At 72.7% G+C, this 16,542-nt stretch carries 14 protein-coding genes; 2 read left to right on the forward strand and 12 right to left on the reverse strand.

What is annotated here, in order from left to right:
* Window positions 1-102: 102 nt before the first annotated feature.
* The 3 genes from ACIHAR_RS38390 to ACIHAR_RS38400 all read right to left on the reverse strand — a co-directional run bounded on the left by ACIHAR_RS38390 (window position 103) and on the right by ACIHAR_RS38400 (window position 2,789).
* Window positions 103-690, reverse strand: coding sequence for a flavodoxin family protein (locus tag ACIHAR_RS38390; protein ID WP_400023872.1), 588 nt, complete (start codon window positions 688-690; stop codon window positions 103-105).
* Between the two features lie 243 nt (window positions 691-933).
* Window positions 934-2,190 carry an amidase family protein gene (locus ACIHAR_RS38395; RefSeq protein ID WP_400023873.1) on the reverse strand — a complete coding sequence of 419 codons (1,257 nt, stop codon included), beginning with the start codon at window positions 2,188-2,190 and terminating at the stop codon, window positions 934-936.
* Window positions 2,191-2,258: 68 nt separating this feature from the next.
* Window positions 2,259-2,789 carry a DUF6668 family protein gene (locus ACIHAR_RS38400; RefSeq protein WP_365460809.1) on the reverse strand — a complete coding sequence of 177 codons (531 nt, stop codon included), beginning with the start codon at window positions 2,787-2,789 and terminating at the stop codon, window positions 2,259-2,261.
* A gap of 242 nt (window positions 2,790-3,031) precedes the next feature.
* Here ACIHAR_RS38400 and ACIHAR_RS38405 point away from each other — a divergent pair, with 242 nt between their 5' ends.
* A complete protein-coding gene (locus ACIHAR_RS38405; RefSeq protein ID WP_400023874.1) occupies window positions 3,032-4,432 on the forward strand; it encodes a tetratricopeptide repeat protein in 1,401 nt (466 codons plus the stop codon).
* A 21-nt stretch (window positions 4,433-4,453) separates the two neighbouring features.
* On the opposite strand, the gene ACIHAR_RS38410 is transcribed toward ACIHAR_RS38405, so the two are convergent.
* The 4 genes from ACIHAR_RS38410 to ACIHAR_RS38425 form a co-directional block, all read right to left on the reverse strand.
* Window positions 4,454-5,407, reverse strand: coding sequence for a M28 family metallopeptidase (locus tag ACIHAR_RS38410; RefSeq protein ID WP_400023876.1), 954 nt, complete (start codon window positions 5,405-5,407; stop codon window positions 4,454-4,456).
* A gap of 164 nt (window positions 5,408-5,571) precedes the next feature.
* The gene (locus tag ACIHAR_RS38415) at window positions 5,572-6,048 is read right to left on the reverse strand and encodes a VOC family protein (protein WP_400023878.1); all 477 of its coding nucleotides are present in this window, start codon (window positions 6,046-6,048) and stop codon (window positions 5,572-5,574) included.
* Between the two features lie 557 nt (window positions 6,049-6,605).
* The gene (rarD, locus tag ACIHAR_RS38420) at window positions 6,606-7,607 is read right to left on the reverse strand and encodes an EamA family transporter RarD (RefSeq protein WP_365460817.1); all 1,002 of its coding nucleotides are present in this window, start codon (window positions 7,605-7,607) and stop codon (window positions 6,606-6,608) included.
* Between the two features lie 173 nt (window positions 7,608-7,780).
* Window positions 7,781-8,635 (reverse strand): SDR family oxidoreductase, encoded by an 855-nt coding sequence (locus tag ACIHAR_RS38425; RefSeq protein ID WP_365460819.1) that lies wholly within the window; start codon window positions 8,633-8,635, stop codon window positions 7,781-7,783.
* A gap of 90 nt (window positions 8,636-8,725) precedes the next feature.
* On the opposite strand from ACIHAR_RS38425, the gene ACIHAR_RS38430 reads away from it, so the two are divergent.
* Window positions 8,726-9,142 (forward strand): helix-turn-helix domain-containing protein, encoded by a 417-nt coding sequence (locus ACIHAR_RS38430; protein WP_365460821.1) that lies wholly within the window; start codon window positions 8,726-8,728, stop codon window positions 9,140-9,142.
* 22 nt (window positions 9,143-9,164) lie between these two features.
* On the opposite strand, the gene ACIHAR_RS38435 is transcribed toward ACIHAR_RS38430, so the two are convergent.
* From ACIHAR_RS38435 to ACIHAR_RS38455, 5 genes are all read right to left on the reverse strand, one after another.
* Entirely contained in the window at window positions 9,165-10,244 is a 1,080-nt protein-coding gene (locus tag ACIHAR_RS38435; protein ID WP_365460823.1) for a 2-oxoacid:ferredoxin oxidoreductase subunit beta, read from the reverse strand.
* Window positions 10,237-12,165 carry a 2-oxoacid:acceptor oxidoreductase subunit alpha gene (locus ACIHAR_RS38440; protein ID WP_365460825.1) on the reverse strand — a complete coding sequence of 643 codons (1,929 nt, stop codon included), beginning with the start codon at window positions 12,163-12,165 and terminating at the stop codon, window positions 10,237-10,239. Before ACIHAR_RS38440 ends, ACIHAR_RS38435 begins: the two co-directional genes overlap by 8 nt.
* Window positions 12,166-12,446: 281 nt before the next feature.
* Window positions 12,447-13,106 carry a LuxR C-terminal-related transcriptional regulator gene (locus tag ACIHAR_RS38445; protein WP_400023897.1) on the reverse strand — a complete coding sequence of 220 codons (660 nt, stop codon included), beginning with the start codon at window positions 13,104-13,106 and terminating at the stop codon, window positions 12,447-12,449.
* A 353-nt stretch (window positions 13,107-13,459) separates the two neighbouring features.
* Window positions 13,460-14,842, reverse strand: a complete 1,383-nt coding sequence (locus tag ACIHAR_RS38450) for a sensor histidine kinase (RefSeq protein ID WP_400023879.1) — start codon at window positions 14,840-14,842, stop codon at window positions 13,460-13,462.
* 138 nt (window positions 14,843-14,980) lie between these two features.
* Window positions 14,981-16,165 carry a sensor domain-containing protein gene (locus ACIHAR_RS38455; protein WP_365460829.1) on the reverse strand — a complete coding sequence of 395 codons (1,185 nt, stop codon included), beginning with the start codon at window positions 16,163-16,165 and terminating at the stop codon, window positions 14,981-14,983.
* Window positions 16,166-16,542 lie beyond the last annotated feature (377 nt).

Genomic DNA, 16,542 nt, shown 5'->3' on the forward strand with positions numbered 1-16,542 from the left:
CGCCGCCATCTGGCACAACGACCAGACCGGACAACCGACCCCCCGCTCACTGACCGCCTACGATCACTGACCCCTTGGAATAGATCATCTAGCCCGCGACCGTCATTCCGTCTCGTAAGGGAAGCGTGCGAGCGGCGCGTCCTGCGCGAAGAACGTCTTGGCGCGCGCCAGCGCCTCCGTGTCCTTGAGGACGTCGCCGGGCTTGCTGCCGTTGCCGAGCAGGACGCCGCCGAACCGCATCCCCATGTACGCCGCCGAGTTGTGCAGCGCCCCGACCAGCGGGTCGGCGACCACCGTCTCCTCGTGGGCGAGCGCGGTCACGCCCCACAGGGTGCGTCCGGCGAGGGTCGCCTTGAAGTCGAGGCCGGGGGTGCGCAGCCAGCCCGACCAGTAGTCCAGGTAGCGCTTGGTGTGGCCGGAGAGCGTGTACCAGTACAGCGGCGAGGCGATCACGATGTCGGTGGCCGCGAGCGTGGCGTCGAGCAGCAGGGCCACGTCGCCCCCGGTGGGGCGCACGTGGTCGTCGTCGTGGCGCAGGTCCTCGAAGTCGGGCAGCGGGTGCTCGGCGAGGTCGATCCACTCCTGCTCGACGTCGGCGGGCAGCTGTTCGGCGGCGCGACGGGCCAGCAACTCGGTGTTGCCCTCGCTGCGGGCGCTGCCCAGCACGAACAGGAAACGGCGGGTGCTCATGGATCCCCCAGATAGTCGGCGAACGACGATTAAGCGCACACGCATTATATGTGCGTGCAACTACATCCGCCAGCCCCACCCGCGGCCGCCGGTCGGCGGTTCGCTGCCGGTTGGCGGTGGGCTGCCGGTTGGCGGTGGGCTGCCATGGTCGGCGGTGGCATGCCGGTTGGCAGTGCTCTGCCGGGCGGCGGCGGTGCTCTGCCGGTCGGCGGTGGCATGCCGGTTGGCGGTGCGCGCTGCCGGTCAGCAGTGCTCTGCCGGGCGGGCAGGAGGCAGGAGAACGCCGGTCTCCTCCTCCGCGGCCGCTGCCACGGCCAGCAGCAGCGCCTCCCTTCCGTGCGTCGCCACCGCCTGAAGTCCCGCGGGGCAGCCGTCCGTGCCGACCCCGGCCGGGATGCTGATCGCCGGGTGCCCGCTGAGGTTGAACGCCCAGGTGAGCGCCGTTGAGTAGCGTTCACCCGGGCCTGCGTGACCGTGCGGGGGATGGGGCGTCGTGGGGGTCAGCAGCAGGTCGGCGCGGGCGAAGAAGTCGGCCAGGCGCCGGTCGTTGACGCCTTGGACGGTCACGGCGGGTTCGACGTCGGCGGGGTCGATGTCGGCGGGGGCGACGGCTCCACCGGTCCTCCGGGCGCGGAGCGCGAGCCAGGCGGGTGCGGGATCCTCCAGCCGCAGCGGTACCTCGGGTCGCAGCAGCCGTACGACGCCCGCGTCCGCGAGACGCGCGGCGGCAGCGCGGGCCAGCGCCAACGGCTCCGGATCGGGATCGGCGTAACCGAGGCCGGGGGAGAAGACGGCGGTGGGCCGACCGGGCACGCCGAACCCGTCCGTGCCCCCGGTCGCCACCCGCCCACGGGACGGCGCGTCCGCGTTCGCCGCCCCGGTCGCCACCCGCCCACGGGACGGCGCGTCCGCGTCCGCCACCCTCGTCACCACCCGCCAGTACGCCTGCGCGTCCGCCGCGTACCGTGCGAGGACCCCCGGCGCCGCCAGCCCCGTACGGTCGGCCGACGGGAACCGGCCACGGGTGGCCTTCAGGCCGACGATCCCGCACCACGCCGCCGGGATGCGCACCGAGCCGGCCCCGTCGCTGCCCGTCGCGAGCGGGACCAGACCGGCCGCGACCGCCGCCGCGGCCCCGGCCGAGGAGCCGCCCGGCGTGCGGTCGGAGCGCCACGGGTTGACGGTGCGGCCGTGCGCGCCGAGTCCCCAGGTCTGCCAGGGAGTTCCCGGCCCGGGGACCGCGGTCGCCCCCACCGCCACGCACCCGGCGCCGATCAACGCCCCCGCCGCCCGTAGCCCGTTCCGTCCCTTGACTCCGATCGGCACCCCGGCCAGCGGCAACCACTCACCCGCGGCGACCCGCCCGTCGACGGCACGCGCCGCCGCCACCGCCGCCTCCTCCCACACCTCGGCGAAGGCACACACCTGGGGGTCGGCCCGCCGGATCCGCTCCAGCGCCCCGGAGACGACGTCGACGGCCCGCAGTCGTCCCTCCCGCACCGCGGCGGCGATCCCGACGGCGGACGGGGGCGGCGGCGGTGTTGGCGCCGCGGTGCCCGCCCGCCGGCTCAGCGCGTCCGCCGCGTGAGAGCACCCGTGAGGCGGGACAGTGTCGCCGTCTCCCGGGGCGGCTCCCCGGAGAGGTCGCCGAGACGCCAGGACTGGACCCAGGGGACGCGGTACACGTCGATGGCCGACTCGATCAGCCGTATCCGCTGGACGAGTGGGCGGGGCAGGCGGCCCGGTGCGTCCGCGACCAGGACGACCGCGTCGAGGTCCAGGCCGGGCGGGGCCTCGCCGCGGCGGAAGACTTCCAGGGTGCGCAGGGCGGACTCCAGCCCGGTCGCGTGCGTCCGGGCGACCAGCAGGACGGACGAGGGGGCGCCCGGGCCGGGCCAGTCGCGTCCGCAGTCGTGGCCGCCGTAGACGGCGGCCAGGGTGGAGGCGCCGGCTCCGCCGTGGGTGGCGAGCCAGGAGAAGCGCCGGGGAGTGGCGGCCGGGGCGGCCACGGACTCGTACGGCCCGGGTACCGGCTCCGGTGTGGCCACCGGCCCGCGGATCCAGATCTCCGGTCCGCGCTGCCCGTCCCTCGTCCGCATGATTCGTGCTCCCTCCCCGTCCCCGTCCCATCCCGGTGCCGGTCCCGTCCTTCCCCTGTCCCCGTCGCTGTTCTGCCCGGTTTTCCCGGTGCCGACGGCCGCCCGTTGGAACGAGGCTGTGACGCCGTGGTGACGCGAGGACAGGGAGCGAGCGGAGAGACTCAACAGTACGTGTACGTGTGCGTGCACGGGTTATGAGCACGAGGTACGTGCACGGGAGACGTGTTCGAGTGAGGGAAGCGATGTCGCGACTCAGCCGCGAGAAGAAGCGGGAACAGCAGCACGCCGGGCGTCCGGCCGCCATGGCGGCCCCGCTCGACGTGCGGGTTCCCGGGGGCGGGCCCGCGACGATCGGCGGCGTGCCCGTCGTCGCGGCCGACGGCCAGGAGGTCCAGCACGCCGTCCTCGGCCACCTCCACCGCATCGCCCTCGCCGCCGGGCATCCGGTCGCCGCCACGATCCACGACGAGCGCATCGGCTACGTCGTCCCCCTGCGCGTCGAGCCGGACGGTTCCAGCCACTTCACGGGGGAGCCGCTGCGCGTACGACCCGCGCAGGAAACCATCCCGCAGGAGACCTCTCAGCACGAGATCCTCCAGCAGGAAGTTCCCGCGCAGTCCGGTCCGTCCGCGCAGTCCGGTCCGTCCGGGCAGGACAAGCCCACCCACCTGCTGCGATCCGTGCCGGAACCGGGGCGGGAGACAGCTCCCACCTTCGCGTTGCGCGCGGTCCCGCAGCCGCAGCCGCGGGACGGCATCCCGGCCGCCGGCACGGTCACCGCCCCGACGGGCGTCTTCGGTCCGCCTCCCACGATGGACGCCCCGCCGAGCCCGGAATCCGTCCTCCACCCGGCCGGGAATCCGGTCCCGGCCCCCGAGCCGATTCCGGGCCCCGAGGGGGGCCCGGGCCCGGAGGCGCTCGCGGGCTCCGAGGCGCTCCCGGCTCCCGAGCCGATCCCCGGCCCCGAGCCGATCCCGGCTCCCGAACCCATCCCGGCCTCCGAAGCCGGCCTGAGCCACGCCCCCGCCCCCCTCATCGAACCCGTTCCCGTCGTCTCCGCCGACCTCCACCTCGACCCCGACCCCAAACCCACCCCCGCCCGTGGTTTCGACGCCGTGGCGGAGGCCGTGCTCGGGGACGACCCCCGCACGGTTCCGGGCGACGGCGGTGCTCCCGCCCTCCTCGGAGAACCGTTGGCGCAGATCAACGAGGCCGTGCGGGCGGGCCGGATAGACGCGGCGGCGGCGCTCGCGGAGCGGACCGTGGCGGAGGCCTCGGGGACGCTGGGGCCGGAGCACGCCGAAGTGCTCAGGCTGCGCGAACTCACCGCGTACATCGCCTACTTGGCCGGTGACCCGCTCCGCTCCTTCCACCTCTCCCTCGACCTGGCCAGGATCCGCCGCCGCACCCGCGACGCGGAGGCCGCGTACGGCAACGTCCAGAGCGCGGCTGCGGCCTGGCGTGCCGTACGCGACCCCTTGCAGGGCCTCAACCTCGGAACCGAACTGCTCGCGCTGTGGACGGAGCTGACCACCGAGGAGGGGCCGGCCGCCGAGGACCTCGAGCAGTTGGAGTCCGCGCGCGCCCGCATGCTCCGGCTGGCCGAGCGGGCCCGGAACTCGGGCGCGAACGCGAGGGGTTGACCCGCAGGCCGTGGACTCGGGCTATGCCGACAGCGTCCACACCGCGTGCGCGAGGGCGTCCGCGTTGCGGTTCAGCGCGGTGTCGTTGACGTTGGCCGTGGTGTCGCAGGACGAGTGGTAGCAGCGGTCGAAGGCCTGCCCGGCCGTACCGCCCCACTTGGCGGCCTGCGCCGCGGTCTTGGCACGGCTGGCGCCCGTGAACAGACCGCCCACCGGGACACCCGCGCTCTTGAAGGGGGCGTGGTCGGAACGGCCGTCGCCCTCGGTCTCGATCTCGGTCGGGACGCCGAGGCCGGTGAAGTAGTCCTTGAAGGTCTTCTCGATGGCCGGGTCGTCGTCGTAGACGAAGTAGCCGGGATTCGGCGAGCCGATCATGTCGAAGTTGAGGTACCCGCTGATGCGGGCGCGGTTCGCGGCGGAGAGACTGTTGACGTAGTACCGCGAGCCGACCAGGCCGAGTTCCTCCGCGCCCCACCAGGCGAAACGCAGGTGCTTGGTGGGCTGGTAGCCGGTGCGGGCCACGGCCAGCGCGGCCTCCAGGACGGCCGCCGACCCGGTGCCGTTGTCGTTGATGCCGGCGCCGGAGCTGACGCTGTCGAGGTGCGAGCCGGCCATGACGACCTGGTTGGCGTCCCCGCCGGGCCAGTCGGCGATCAGGTTGTAGCCGACGCGGCCGGAGGCGGTGAACTGCTGGACGGTGGTGGTGAATCCGGCGGCGTCCAGCTTCGCCTTCACGTAGTCGAGGGAGGCCTTGTAGCCGGAGCGGCCGTGGGCGCGGTTGCCGCCGTTGGCTGTGGCGATGGACTGCAGCTGGGTCAGGTGAGCCTTGACGCCGGCCAGCGGGATGTCGGGGGCGGCGGCGATCGCGACGGGCTCGGGGGCGGGCGCCGCGCCGGCTGTGGATCCGGTGGTGAGCAGCGTGGCGGCGGCGACCACGGCGGCCGCCGTCGCCCGCCCGGAGACGGAGAGCTTCATGGTGGGGGGCTCCGAGTTCCAGGGGGGTTCCCATGGGGTGGCCACAGAGAACCCACAGTGAATGGGGTGCCTGGATCGTGAAGCTGTGGCCAACTCTCCGTCAAGGGCCGTAAATGGACAGGCAGTTCAGGCGGTCCGGCCGTCCGGTCGTCCGGGTGTGCCGCTCAGTGCACGCAGAACTCGTTGCCCTCCGGGTCCGCCATCACCACCCACTCCCCGGACGGTTCCTTCACCTCCCGCAGCAGGCTCGCCCCCAGGGCCGTCAGGCGCTCGACCTCGCCCGCGCGCCGCCCGTCACCGGGGTGCAGGTCGAGGTGGAGCCGGTTCTTGACCGTCTTCGCCTCCGGCACCCGCTGGAACAGCAGCCGCCGCCCCAGCCCGGTCCCGCTGTCCTTGTCGAACGGGTCCTCGGGATGCCGTACGGCGATCAGGTCCCGGAAGGCGGGCCGGCCGTGGAACTCCACCGTCGCCCCGCCCGGCAGCGCGCCCCCTTCCAGCAGCCGCTCGATGAGCGCGCTGTTGTCCTCGACCTCGTAGTGCAGCGCGGCGGCCCAGAAGTCGGCCTGGGCGTGCGGGTCGACGCTGTCGACGACGATTTTCCAGTGCACGGGCGCGAGTGCCTCGGTTGAATGTTCCGTCATGTGACCACTCCTATTGGTCACATGAGTGGGCGTGCAACGGAAACGCCGGAACAGTCGCCCGGCCTGACCCTGACCCCCTGTGACGTCAAGCCTGCCGCTTGGACCCGGGCTCCCTCTTCTGCCCGGAGCTGCCGACGGCGGGCGGCCCGGGCCCCTTCGCCCGCTAGGAGGTGCCGCACGAGCCCGCCGGCCTGGTCGCCCGGGCCGCCCGCAGCCGGCGGCCGGCTGCCTAAGGGACCGGACCGCACCGTCTCGACGCGCGAGCCGCGGCACGCCCGGGGCTTCCGCGACGCGCTCTTCCCCGCTCACCGGGGACCGCGCCCACGACCGTGCGCTCCAGCGGCATCCCCGTACTCGCTGATGCGGTCGGCCGTACTCGCTGATGCGGTCGGCGCAAGGCCCGCCGAAGAGGTCGACGGCGTCGCGGGCGACGGTCGACAGCAAGCCCGTGCCCGTCGCACCGGGAGCGCAGCCGCGCGTGCCGTCGAGGGGGTGGCCCGGAGCAGCGCTCCTGGCCGCGAACCCCCGCCTGCGGCCGCAGCGGCGGCTGCGCCCGGCTACGCCTGCGCGTCCACGGCGTCGGACGTCGCCACAGCCGTCGGCTCCCGCTTCGGCGTGGGCGCGGTGATGTCCCGGGCGCGCGCCGCGGAGCCCGCGATCCTCGCCCTCGCGCGTCGCGCCGTCCGCAGGGCGTCCCACGTCAGCAGCGTCAACGCCAGCCACACCAGTGAGAAGCCGGCCCAGCGCTCGGCCGGCATCGCCTCGTGGAAGTACAGGACGCCGAGCAGGAACTGGAAGACCGGCGCCAGGTACTGCAGCAGGCCCAGTGTGGACAGGGGGACGCGGATGGCGGCGGCGCCGAAGCAGACGAGGGGGAGTGCGGTCACGATGCCGGTCGAGGCGAGCAGGACGGCGTGCCCGGCGCCCTCGCCGGTGAAGGTGGAGCCGCCGTCGGCGGAGAGCCACACCAGGTAGCCGAGCGCGGGCAGGAACTGGATCGCGGTCTCGGCGGCCAGCGACTCGACCCCGCCCAGGTTGACCTTCTTCTTCACCAGTCCGTAGGTGGCGAAGGAGAACGCGAGGATCAGGGAGATCCACGGCGGGCGGCCGTAGGCGACGGTGAGGATCAGCACGGCGGCGACGGCGACGCCGACCGCCGCCCACTGCACGGGCCGCAGCCGTTCCTTCAGGATCAGCACGCCCATGGCGATGGTGACCAGCGGGTTGATGAAGTAGCCGAGGGAGGCCTCGACCACGTGTCCGCTGTTCACCGCCCAGATGTAGACGCCCCAGTTGACGGTGATGACGGCGGCGGCGATCGCGACCAGCCCGAGCCGGCGCGGCTGCCGCAGGAGCTCACCCGCCCAGGCCCAGCGCCGCACGACGACCAGCGCGGCGGCGACGAAGACGAGGGACCACACCATGCGGTGGGCGAGGATCTCCACGGCGCCGGCGGGCTTGAGCAGGGGCCAGAACAGCGGGACGAGACCCCACATCCCGTAGGCCGCGAAGCCGTTCAGCATGCCTATCCGGCCCTCACCCTTCGACGTCCCGCCCACGGGCCCTCCTTCTCACGACAGGCATGTCCTTCCATCACAGGCATGCGTGCACGAAGGTAACGCCGCACACCCCCGCCTGTCATGCCCGTATCGCCATACGGTCATGACAGGCGGGGGTGGGTGACGCATGTGCGCCCGGGCCTGCGCCGATCAGTCCCGGCGGCGCGTGCCGATCAGCCCTTGAGGGCGGCCGTGATCGCCTCGGCCAGCGGGGTCGTGGGGCGGCCCGCCAGGCGGGACAGGTCACCGCCGGAGACGACCAGCTCGCCCTTCTCGATCGACGCCTCCACGCCGGCGATGATTCCCGCGAGCGGCGCGGGCACGCCGGCGCCCGTGAGGATGCCCTGGTAGGTCTCGACCGGGACCGCGTTGTAGGCGATCTCCGTGCCGGTCTGCCGGCTCAGCTCGGCCGCGTACTCGGCGAAGCTCCACGCCTCGTCGCCGCCCAGCTCGTACGTCTTGTTCTCGTGGCCCTCGCCGGTCAGGACGGCAGCCGCGGCGGCCGCGTAGTCCGCGCGGGAGGCGGAGGAGACGCGGCCCTCGCCGGCGGCCTGGACGACCGCGCCGTGCTCGAGCACCGGGGCGAGCTGCTCGGTGTAGTTCTCGTGGTACCAGCCGTTGCGCAGCAGCGTGTACGGCAGGCCGGAGGCGAGCAGCGCCTTCTCGGTGGCGCGGTGGTCGTCGGCCAGCGCGGCGGTCAGCGTGCCGGGGGCGCTGGTGTACGCCAGCAGGGCCACGCCGGCCGCCTTCGCCGCGTCGATGACGACCTGGTGCTGCCGCGGGCGGCCCTTGTCGAACTCGTTGCCCGAGATCAGCAGGACCCTGTCGCCGGCGGCGAAGAGGCCGTCGAAGGTGTCGGGGGCGTTGTAGTCGGCGACCGCGAGCTTCACGCCGCGGGCCGCGAGGTCGGCGGCCTTCGCCTCGTCGCGCACGACAGCGGTGATCTGCTCCGCGGGGACCTTCTCCAGCAACTGCTCCACGACGTGGCGGCCGAGTTTTCCGGTGGCTCCGGTGACGACGATGCTCATGGTGCGTAACTCCTTGTGGGGTGCGTTGACACTAACCCTAGGAGAAGCGCTAACTCATCGAAAGTACCCACTTTGAAGTAAGGTACTGGCATGGCCGTAAGCAACCAGGGCGCGGGAACCGCCGGCGACGGTGAGGCGATGTGCCCCCACCGTCTTCTCCTCGAGCACGTCACCAGCCGCTGGGGCGTCCTCGTCCTCATCGAGCTGCTCGACCGTCCCCACCGCTTCAGCGAGCTGCGCAGGGCGATCAGCCGGTGGGGCGGCCGGGTCGTCAGCGAGAAGATGCTCACCCAGACCCTCCAGACCCTCGAGCGCGACGGCCTGGTCCACCGCGACGCCAAACCCGTGATCCCGCCGCGCGTCGACTACTCCCTCACCGGCCTCGGCCGCGAGGCCGCACAGCAGGTGCGGAGCCTCGCCGCGTGGACCGAGGAGCGACTGGACGACGTGGAGCAGGCGCGCCGGACCTACGACGAGGCCCGGGAGATCCGCTCCCGGGCCTCGTGAACCGCCGTCGGTCCGGCCGGTCTCAGCCGACGACCGTCCAGGTGTCCCCGCCGGCCAGCAGCGCCGCCAGGTCGCCCTTGCCGCGCTGCTCGATCGCGGTGTCAAGCTGCTCGGCCATCTGCGTGTCGTAGACCGGCCGCTCCACGGCGCGGAAGACACCGACCGGCGTGTTGTGCAGGGTGTCCGGGTCGGCCAGCCGGGAGAGGGCGAAGGCGGTGGTCGGGGACGCGGAGTGCACGTCGTGGACCAGGATGTCCGCCTCGTTCTCCGGCGTCACGGCGACGACCTTCAGATCACCGGTGGCCCGGTCGCGGACGACCCCCTTCGACCGGTCGGCGCCGAAACGGATCGGCCGGCCGTGCTCCAGCCGGATCACCGCCTCCTCGGCCGACTGCTTGTCCTTCAGCGCGTCGAAGGCGCCGTCGTTGAAGATGTTGCAGTTCTGGTAGATCTCGATCAGCGCCGTCCCCGGGTGGGCGGCGGCCTGGCGCAGCACCTCCGTCAGATGCTTGCGGTCGGAGTCGACCGTCCGCGCCACGAACGACGCCTCCGCGCCGATCGCCAGCGACACCGGGTTGAAGGGCGCGTCCAGCGAACCCATCGGCGTCGACTTGGTGATCTTGCCGACCTCGGAGGTGGGCGAGTACTGGCCCTTGGTCAGCCCGTAGATCCGGTTGTTGAACAGCAGGATCTTCAGGTTGACGTTGCGGCGCAGCGCGTGGATCAGGTGGTTGCCACCGATGGACAACGCGTCGCCGTCACCCGTCACCACCCACACGCTCAGGTCCCGGCGCGAGGCCGCCAGGCCCGTCGCGATCGCGGGCGCCCGGCCGTGGATGGAGTGCATGCCGTAGGTGTTCATGTAGTACGGGAAGCGCGAGGAGCAGCCGATGCCCGAGACGAAGACGATGTTCTCCCTGGCCAGGCCCAGCTCCGGCATGAAGCCCTGGACGGCCGCCAGGATCGCGTAGTCACCGCAGCCGGGGCACCAGCGCACTTCCTGATCGGACTTGAAGTCCTTCATGGACTGGCGCGCCTCGGCCTTGGGGACGAGCGAGAGCGCCTCGATCGTGCCCGTGCGTTCCGTGGACGTCTCAGCCATCGATGGCCTCCTTGAGCGCCGAGGCGAGCTGTTCCGCCTTGAACGGCATGCCGTTGACCTGGTTGTACGAGTGCGCGTCGACCAGATACCTCGCCCGGATCAGGGTGGCGAGCTGGCCGAGGTTCATCTCGGGGATCACGACCTTGTCGTAGGCCTTCAGCACCGCGCCCAGGTTCTTCGGGAACGGGTTCAGATGCCGCAGGTGGGCCTGCGCGATGCTCTCTCCGGCCGCCCGCAGCCGCCGCACGGCCGCGGTGATCGGCCCGTACGTCGAGCCCCAGCCCAGCACCAGGGTTCTCGCCTCGTGCGGGTCGTCGACCTCCACGTCCGGGACGTCGATGCCGTCGACCTTCGCCTGGCGGGTGCGGACCATGAAGTCGTGGTTGGCGGGGGCGTACGAGATGTTGCCCGTGCCGTCCTCCTTCTCGATGCCGCCGATGCGGTGCTCCAGACCCGGCGTGCCCGGGAGCGCCCACGGCCGGGCCAGGGTCTGCGGATCGCGCTTGTACGGCCAGAAGACCTCGGTGCCGTCCTCCAGGGTGTGGTTGGGGCCCTGCGCGAACTGCACGGTCAGGTCCGGGAGCTCGTCCGGCTCCGGGATCCGCCAGGGCTCGGAGCCGTTGGCGAGGTAGCCGTCGGACAGCAGCATCACCGGGGTGCGGTAGGTGAGCGCGATCCGGGCGGCCTCCAGGGCCGCGTCGAAGCAGTCGGCCGGGGTGCACGGGGCGACGATCGGGACCGGCGCCTCGCCGTTGCGCCCGAACATCGCCTGGAGCAGATCGGCCTGCTCCGTCTTGGTCGGCAGACCGGTGGACGGCCCGCCGCGCTGGATGTCCACCACCAGCAGCGGCAGCTCCAGGGAGACGGCGAGTCCGATGGTCTCGGACTTCAGCGCCACTCCCGGGCCGCTCGTCGTGGTCACGGCGAGCGATCCGCCGAAGGCGGCCCCCAGCGCCGCCCCGATGCCCGCGATCTCGTCCTCGGCCTGGAAGGTCCGCACACCGAAGTTCTTGTGCTTGCTCAGCTCGTGCAGGATGTCGGAGGCCGGGGTGATCGGGTACGAGCCCAGGAAGAGCGGCAGATCCGCCTGACGGGAAGCGGTGACCAGGCCGTACGCCAGGGCCAGGTTGCCGGAGATGTTGCGGTAGGTGCCGACCGGGAAGGCCTTGACCGCCGGCGCCACCTCGTAGCTGACCGCGAAGTCCTCGGTCGTCTCGCCGAAGTTCCAGCCGGCCCGGAAGGCGGCGATGTTGGCGGCCGCGATGTCCGGCTTCTTCGCGAACTTCGACCGCAGGAACTTCTCCGTGCCCTCCGTCGGACGGTGGTACATCCATGACAAGAGGCCGAGCGCGAACATGTTCTTGCTGCGCTCGGCCTCCTTGCGGGTGAGGTCGAAATCCTTCAGGGCCTCGACGGTGAGTGTCGTCAGCGGCACCGGATGGAGTTGGTAGCCGTCGAGCGACCCGTCCTCCAGCGGTGAGCTGTCGTATCCCACTTTCTGCATCGCCCGCTTGGTGAACTCGTCCGTGTTGACGATGATCTCCGCTCCGCGCGGCAGATCGCCGATGTTGGCCTTCAGCGCGGCCGGGTTCATCGCCACCAGCACGTTGGGCGCGTCACCCGGGGTGAGGATGTCGTGGTCGGCGAAGTGCAGCTGGAACGAGGAGACGCCGGGGAGGGTGCCGGCGGGCGCGCGGATCTCGGCGGGGAAGTTCGGCAAGGTCGACAGGTCGTTGCCGAAGGACGCCGTCTCGGAGGTGAAGCGGTCGCCGGTGAGCTGCATACCGTCACCCGAGTCCCCCGCGAACCTGATGATCACCCGGTCGAGACGGCGGACATCCTTCGTCCCGCCCGGTTTGCGCTGCTCTCCTACGACGGTTCCGTCGGCCTGTTCCGCTGGGCTGCTGACCTGACTGGTCACTGAACTGGACCTCCCTCGAGGTGGCTGTCCGGGAGCGGCCTCCGTGAAGGCCTCCCTGGATCAACCCTACGACCGTAGGGGGCGCCTTCCGGTGGCCATTCACATGGCGGACACGTCCGTGAGACGGTTCAGCGCCCTGACTTGTCATGATTTCCCGCCCTCCGGCGCCGTACCGGAAGACGCACCGGCCCACGCGCCGGTTCTCCCGCGATACGCCGACCGGGTGACGCGCTCACGCGCGGATCCGGTCGGCCCCCTGCCGCGGGCTGAGTGCCCTCACGTCATGAATTGAGGTAGGTGAGGACCGCCAGCACACGGCGGTGGTCCCCGTCGCTCGGAGACAGGCCGAGCTTGAGGAAGATGTTGCTGACGTGCTTCTCGACCGCTCCGTCGCTCACCACGAGCTGCCGGGCGATCGCCGAGTTCGTCCGCCCCTCGGCCATCAGCCCCAGGACCTCCCGCTCCCGCGGCGTCAGCCCCGCGAGCACGTCCTGCTTACGGCTGCGCCCGAGCAGCTGGGCGACCACCTCGGGGTCCAGGGCCGTACCGCCCTCGGCGACCCGCACCACCGCGTCCACGAACTCCCGCACCTCGGCCACCCGGTCCTTGAGCAGATAGCCCACGCCACGGCTGGAACCGGCGAGCAGCTCGGTGGCGTACCTCTCCTCCACGTACTGCGACAGCACGAGCACCCCCAGCCCCGGATGCGCCCTGCGCAGCTGTACGGCGGCCCGCACGCCCTCGTCGGTGTGCGTCGGCGGCATCCGCACATCGGCGACCACGACGTCGGGCAGCGACCCCTCCGCGTCCAGCTCGGTGATCGTCTTCACCAGCGCCTCTGCGTCCCCGACCCCTGCCACGACGTCGTGCCCCCGGTCGGTCAGCAACCGGGTCAGCCCCTCCCGCAACAGCACCGAATCCTCGGCGATGACCACCCGCACCCTGTCCTCCACGATCTCCGGCCCCCCAGCCCACGCCCTGCCCGCCCGTCTGGTCCAACAGCCCCAGCATCCCAGCAAACGGCGGGGGCGCGCCCCGCGAACGAGGGGTTCCGGTCTGTCGGGAGGGTCAGGAGGCCGGTCGGGGCACGGTCGGGGGCCGGCGGGGCACCCTCCAGGGCCGGCGGGGCACGGTTCGGGCCGCAGGGGGCGGAACCCCCTGCCCACCCTCTGGCGGACGGGCAGCCCGAGGGCGCTGTGGAAACCCTTGCGTAACCCCTAGGTGGGCGGGCAGCCCGAGGGCGGTGGGACGAGACCCCCACCGCCCGATACGCCGAGCCCCTGTCACCCCGCCCCTACGCCCGCCAGGGCAACTCCGCCGTGACCCGCGTCGGGCCCCCCGCCGGCGAGTCCACCACCAGAATCCCGTCCACCGCGTCCAGCCGCCCCGCAAGCCCGGCCAGCCCCGACCCGGCGGAGGCGTCCGCGCCGCCCACGCCGTCGTCGACGACCTGGACCATCAGCCGGTTCTCCACCCGCCACACGTCCACGGAGGCCGACCGCGCCCCGCTGTGCTTGCTGACGTTCTGCAGCAGCTCCGAGACGGTGAAGTAGGCGATGCCCTCGATGGCCGGCGCCGGCCGTTCCGTGAGGTCGACCTCCACCTGGACCGGCACCGTGCACCGGGAGGCGACCGCCGACAGCGCCGCGTCCAGGCCCCGGTCGGTCAGGACGGCCGGGTGGATGCCCCGCGCCAGGTCCCGCAGCTCCTGCAGCGCCGTCTTCACCTCACCGTGCGCCTCGTCCACCATCCGCGCCGCCGCCCGCGGGTCCTCGCGCAGCTTCTCCTTCGCCAGCCCCAGATCCATCGCCAGCGCCACCAGCCGCGCCTGCGCCCCGTCGTGCAGATCCCGCTCGATGCGCCGCAGGTCGGCCGCCGCGGTGTCCACCACGACCCCCCGGTCCGACTCCAGCTCCACCACCCGCGACGCCAGCCGCGACGGTCCGAGCAGCCCGTGCACCAGCACCCGGTCCACCGTCGTCAGCGCCCGCACGATCCACGGCGTGGCCAGCGTGAACAACAGCCCCACCAACGCGGTCACCGTGATCTCGAACGGGTTGTCGAGGTAGATCCGGTGCTGCTCGTCCCCGTACAGCTGGAGCCCGCCCTGCCCGCCGTACGTCGGGAAGACCCAGAACCACAGCGGATACGTCAGCATCGCCCAGCCGTACGACCAGAAGGCGACCGAGACGGCGAAGGAGAACACCGCCCACGGCAGGTGCAGCACCGCGTACAGCACGTGCCGCCAGGACGTGCCGCTCCTGAGCACCGCGCCCATCCACGACAGCGCGCCCTTCCCACGCGGGCGCAGCGGCTCGGGCGGGGCCACCTCCAGGCCGAGCAGCGCCCGCGCCCGCGTCCGCTCCAGCGACCCGAAGCCCCGGCACCCGGCCAGCCCCGCCGCCAGCACCGGAATGCCGAGGAACGTCACCAGCAGGCCCGCCCCCAGCGACAGCATCGTCACCGCGAACGTGAACAGCACGATGCTGATCGGCAGGCTCAGCAGCACATAGGCGAACTCGCGCCAGGCCCGTGCCTCGACCGGCGCACGCAGCGCGAGCGGCAGCCGGGGCCGGCGCTCCCCGCGACCGGTGCTGCGCCCGTCCGTGTACCGCGCGTGATCCCCGTACCGGCTGTACTCGCCGTGATCGCTGTATCCGCCGTACTGCGTGGCCATCGGCTCGTCCGTTCTACTCGTCTCGTCCGCAGAGGTCGTCCCGTACCTCCACCCTCCTGGGCGGCGGGCCGGCGGGCCATGGAGGCCGTCGGCCTCTTGGGAGGGGGGTTTTCCCTACCCCGTGCGTCCCCGCAGCCGCTACGGCCCCTCGGTCCGGTCCCGCCAGGGCAGCTCCGCGGTCACCGTCGTCGGACCGCCCGGCGGGGAGTCCACGACGAACAACCCGTCCACGGCGTCCAGCCGCTCCGCCAGCCCCCGCATGCCCGTACCGCCGTCGAGCCGCGCCCCGCCCCCGCCGTCGTCCCACACCTGGATGAGCAGCCGGTCCTCCACTCGCCAGACGTCCACGGACGCCGACCGCGCCCCGCTGTGCTTGCTGACGTTCTGCAGCAGCTCCGAGACGGTGAAGTAGGCGATGCCCTCGATGGCCGGCGCCGGCCTCGACGGCAGGTCGGCCGTCACCGTCACCGGCACCGTGCACCGCGAGGCGACCGACGACAGCGCGGCGTCCAGGCCACGGTCGGTCAGGACGGCCGGGTGGATGCCCCGCGCCAGGTCCCGCAGCTCCTGCAGCGCCAGCTTCACCTCGCCGTGCGCCTCCTCGACCATCGCCGAGGCAGCGTCGGGGTCCTCCAGCAGCTTCTCCTTGGCCAGACCCAGCCCCATCGCCAGGTTGACGAGCCGGGCCTGCGCCCCGTCGTGCAGATCGCGCTCGATGCGCCGCAGGTCGGCCGCGGCCGTGTCGACCACGACGCCCCGGTCGGACTCCAGCTCGGCGATCCGCCGCTCCAGCTCGTCGGACGGGCACAGCAGAGCCCGCACCATCGCCCGGTCCGCGTTGCTCAGCCCGCGCGCGATGAACGGCAGCACCGGCCACAGGACGAACAGCGAGGTGAGCACGACCGTGAACGTGACGATGCCCCACGGCAGCCGGATGAAGTCGTACAGGACCGTCCGCCAGGCCACCGGGTCCTTCAGCGCCAGCCACATCCCCTGGAACACGTTGCCCGCCCGGCGCAACGGCAGCGGGCTCGGCTCGTCGATCCGCACCCCGAGCAGCAGCCGCGCCCGCCCGCGCTCGAACCGGCCGATCAGCCGCGCCCCCAGCAGGCCCAGCGCGAGCAACGGCAGCCCGACCACCGTCAGGGTCAACGTGGCGCCGGTGAACAACACCGTCATCACATAGGTGAACCCGAAGAGCGACATCGGCAGGTTCGCCAGGAGGTGCGCGATCTCCTTCCACGTCTGCGCGGCGTAGGCGAGGCGGGCCGGCGGCAGGGGGTCCTGCCCGGCCCCGTCCGCTCCCCGTCCGGTGACCGGCACGGCGGGCCGCCGTCCGCCTCTGAGGGGCGATGGCGCGGCGGGGGCCGGGGCCGGGGGCGTGACCGCGGTTCGAGACGGCGGCGTGACCGGGGCAGGGGGCGTGACCGGGGGCGGCGGCGCCGCTCGGTACCCGCTCGTGGGAACTGGCTGGTGCGCGCCTCTCGGCGCGGGCTGGTACCCGGCTCCCTGAACGGGTCGGGGGCCGGCCCCGGGGGCAGGCTGGGGTCCGGGCCCGTGGGCGGGCTTGGATGCGGTCATATGGGCTAGCGTGCCGCGCGCCGCGCCCCCGCGCCATGGAGTACGCCGCCTCCGTGGCCCGGGGGAAAACCCCACCCCCGTTGCCCCAAGCGTGACGGGCTGCTTACCGTGCCTTTATC

The sequence above is a fragment of the Streptomyces sp. NPDC052016 genome, assembly GCF_044548445.1.
GTDB lineage: Bacteria > Actinomycetota > Actinomycetes > Streptomycetales > Streptomycetaceae > Streptomyces.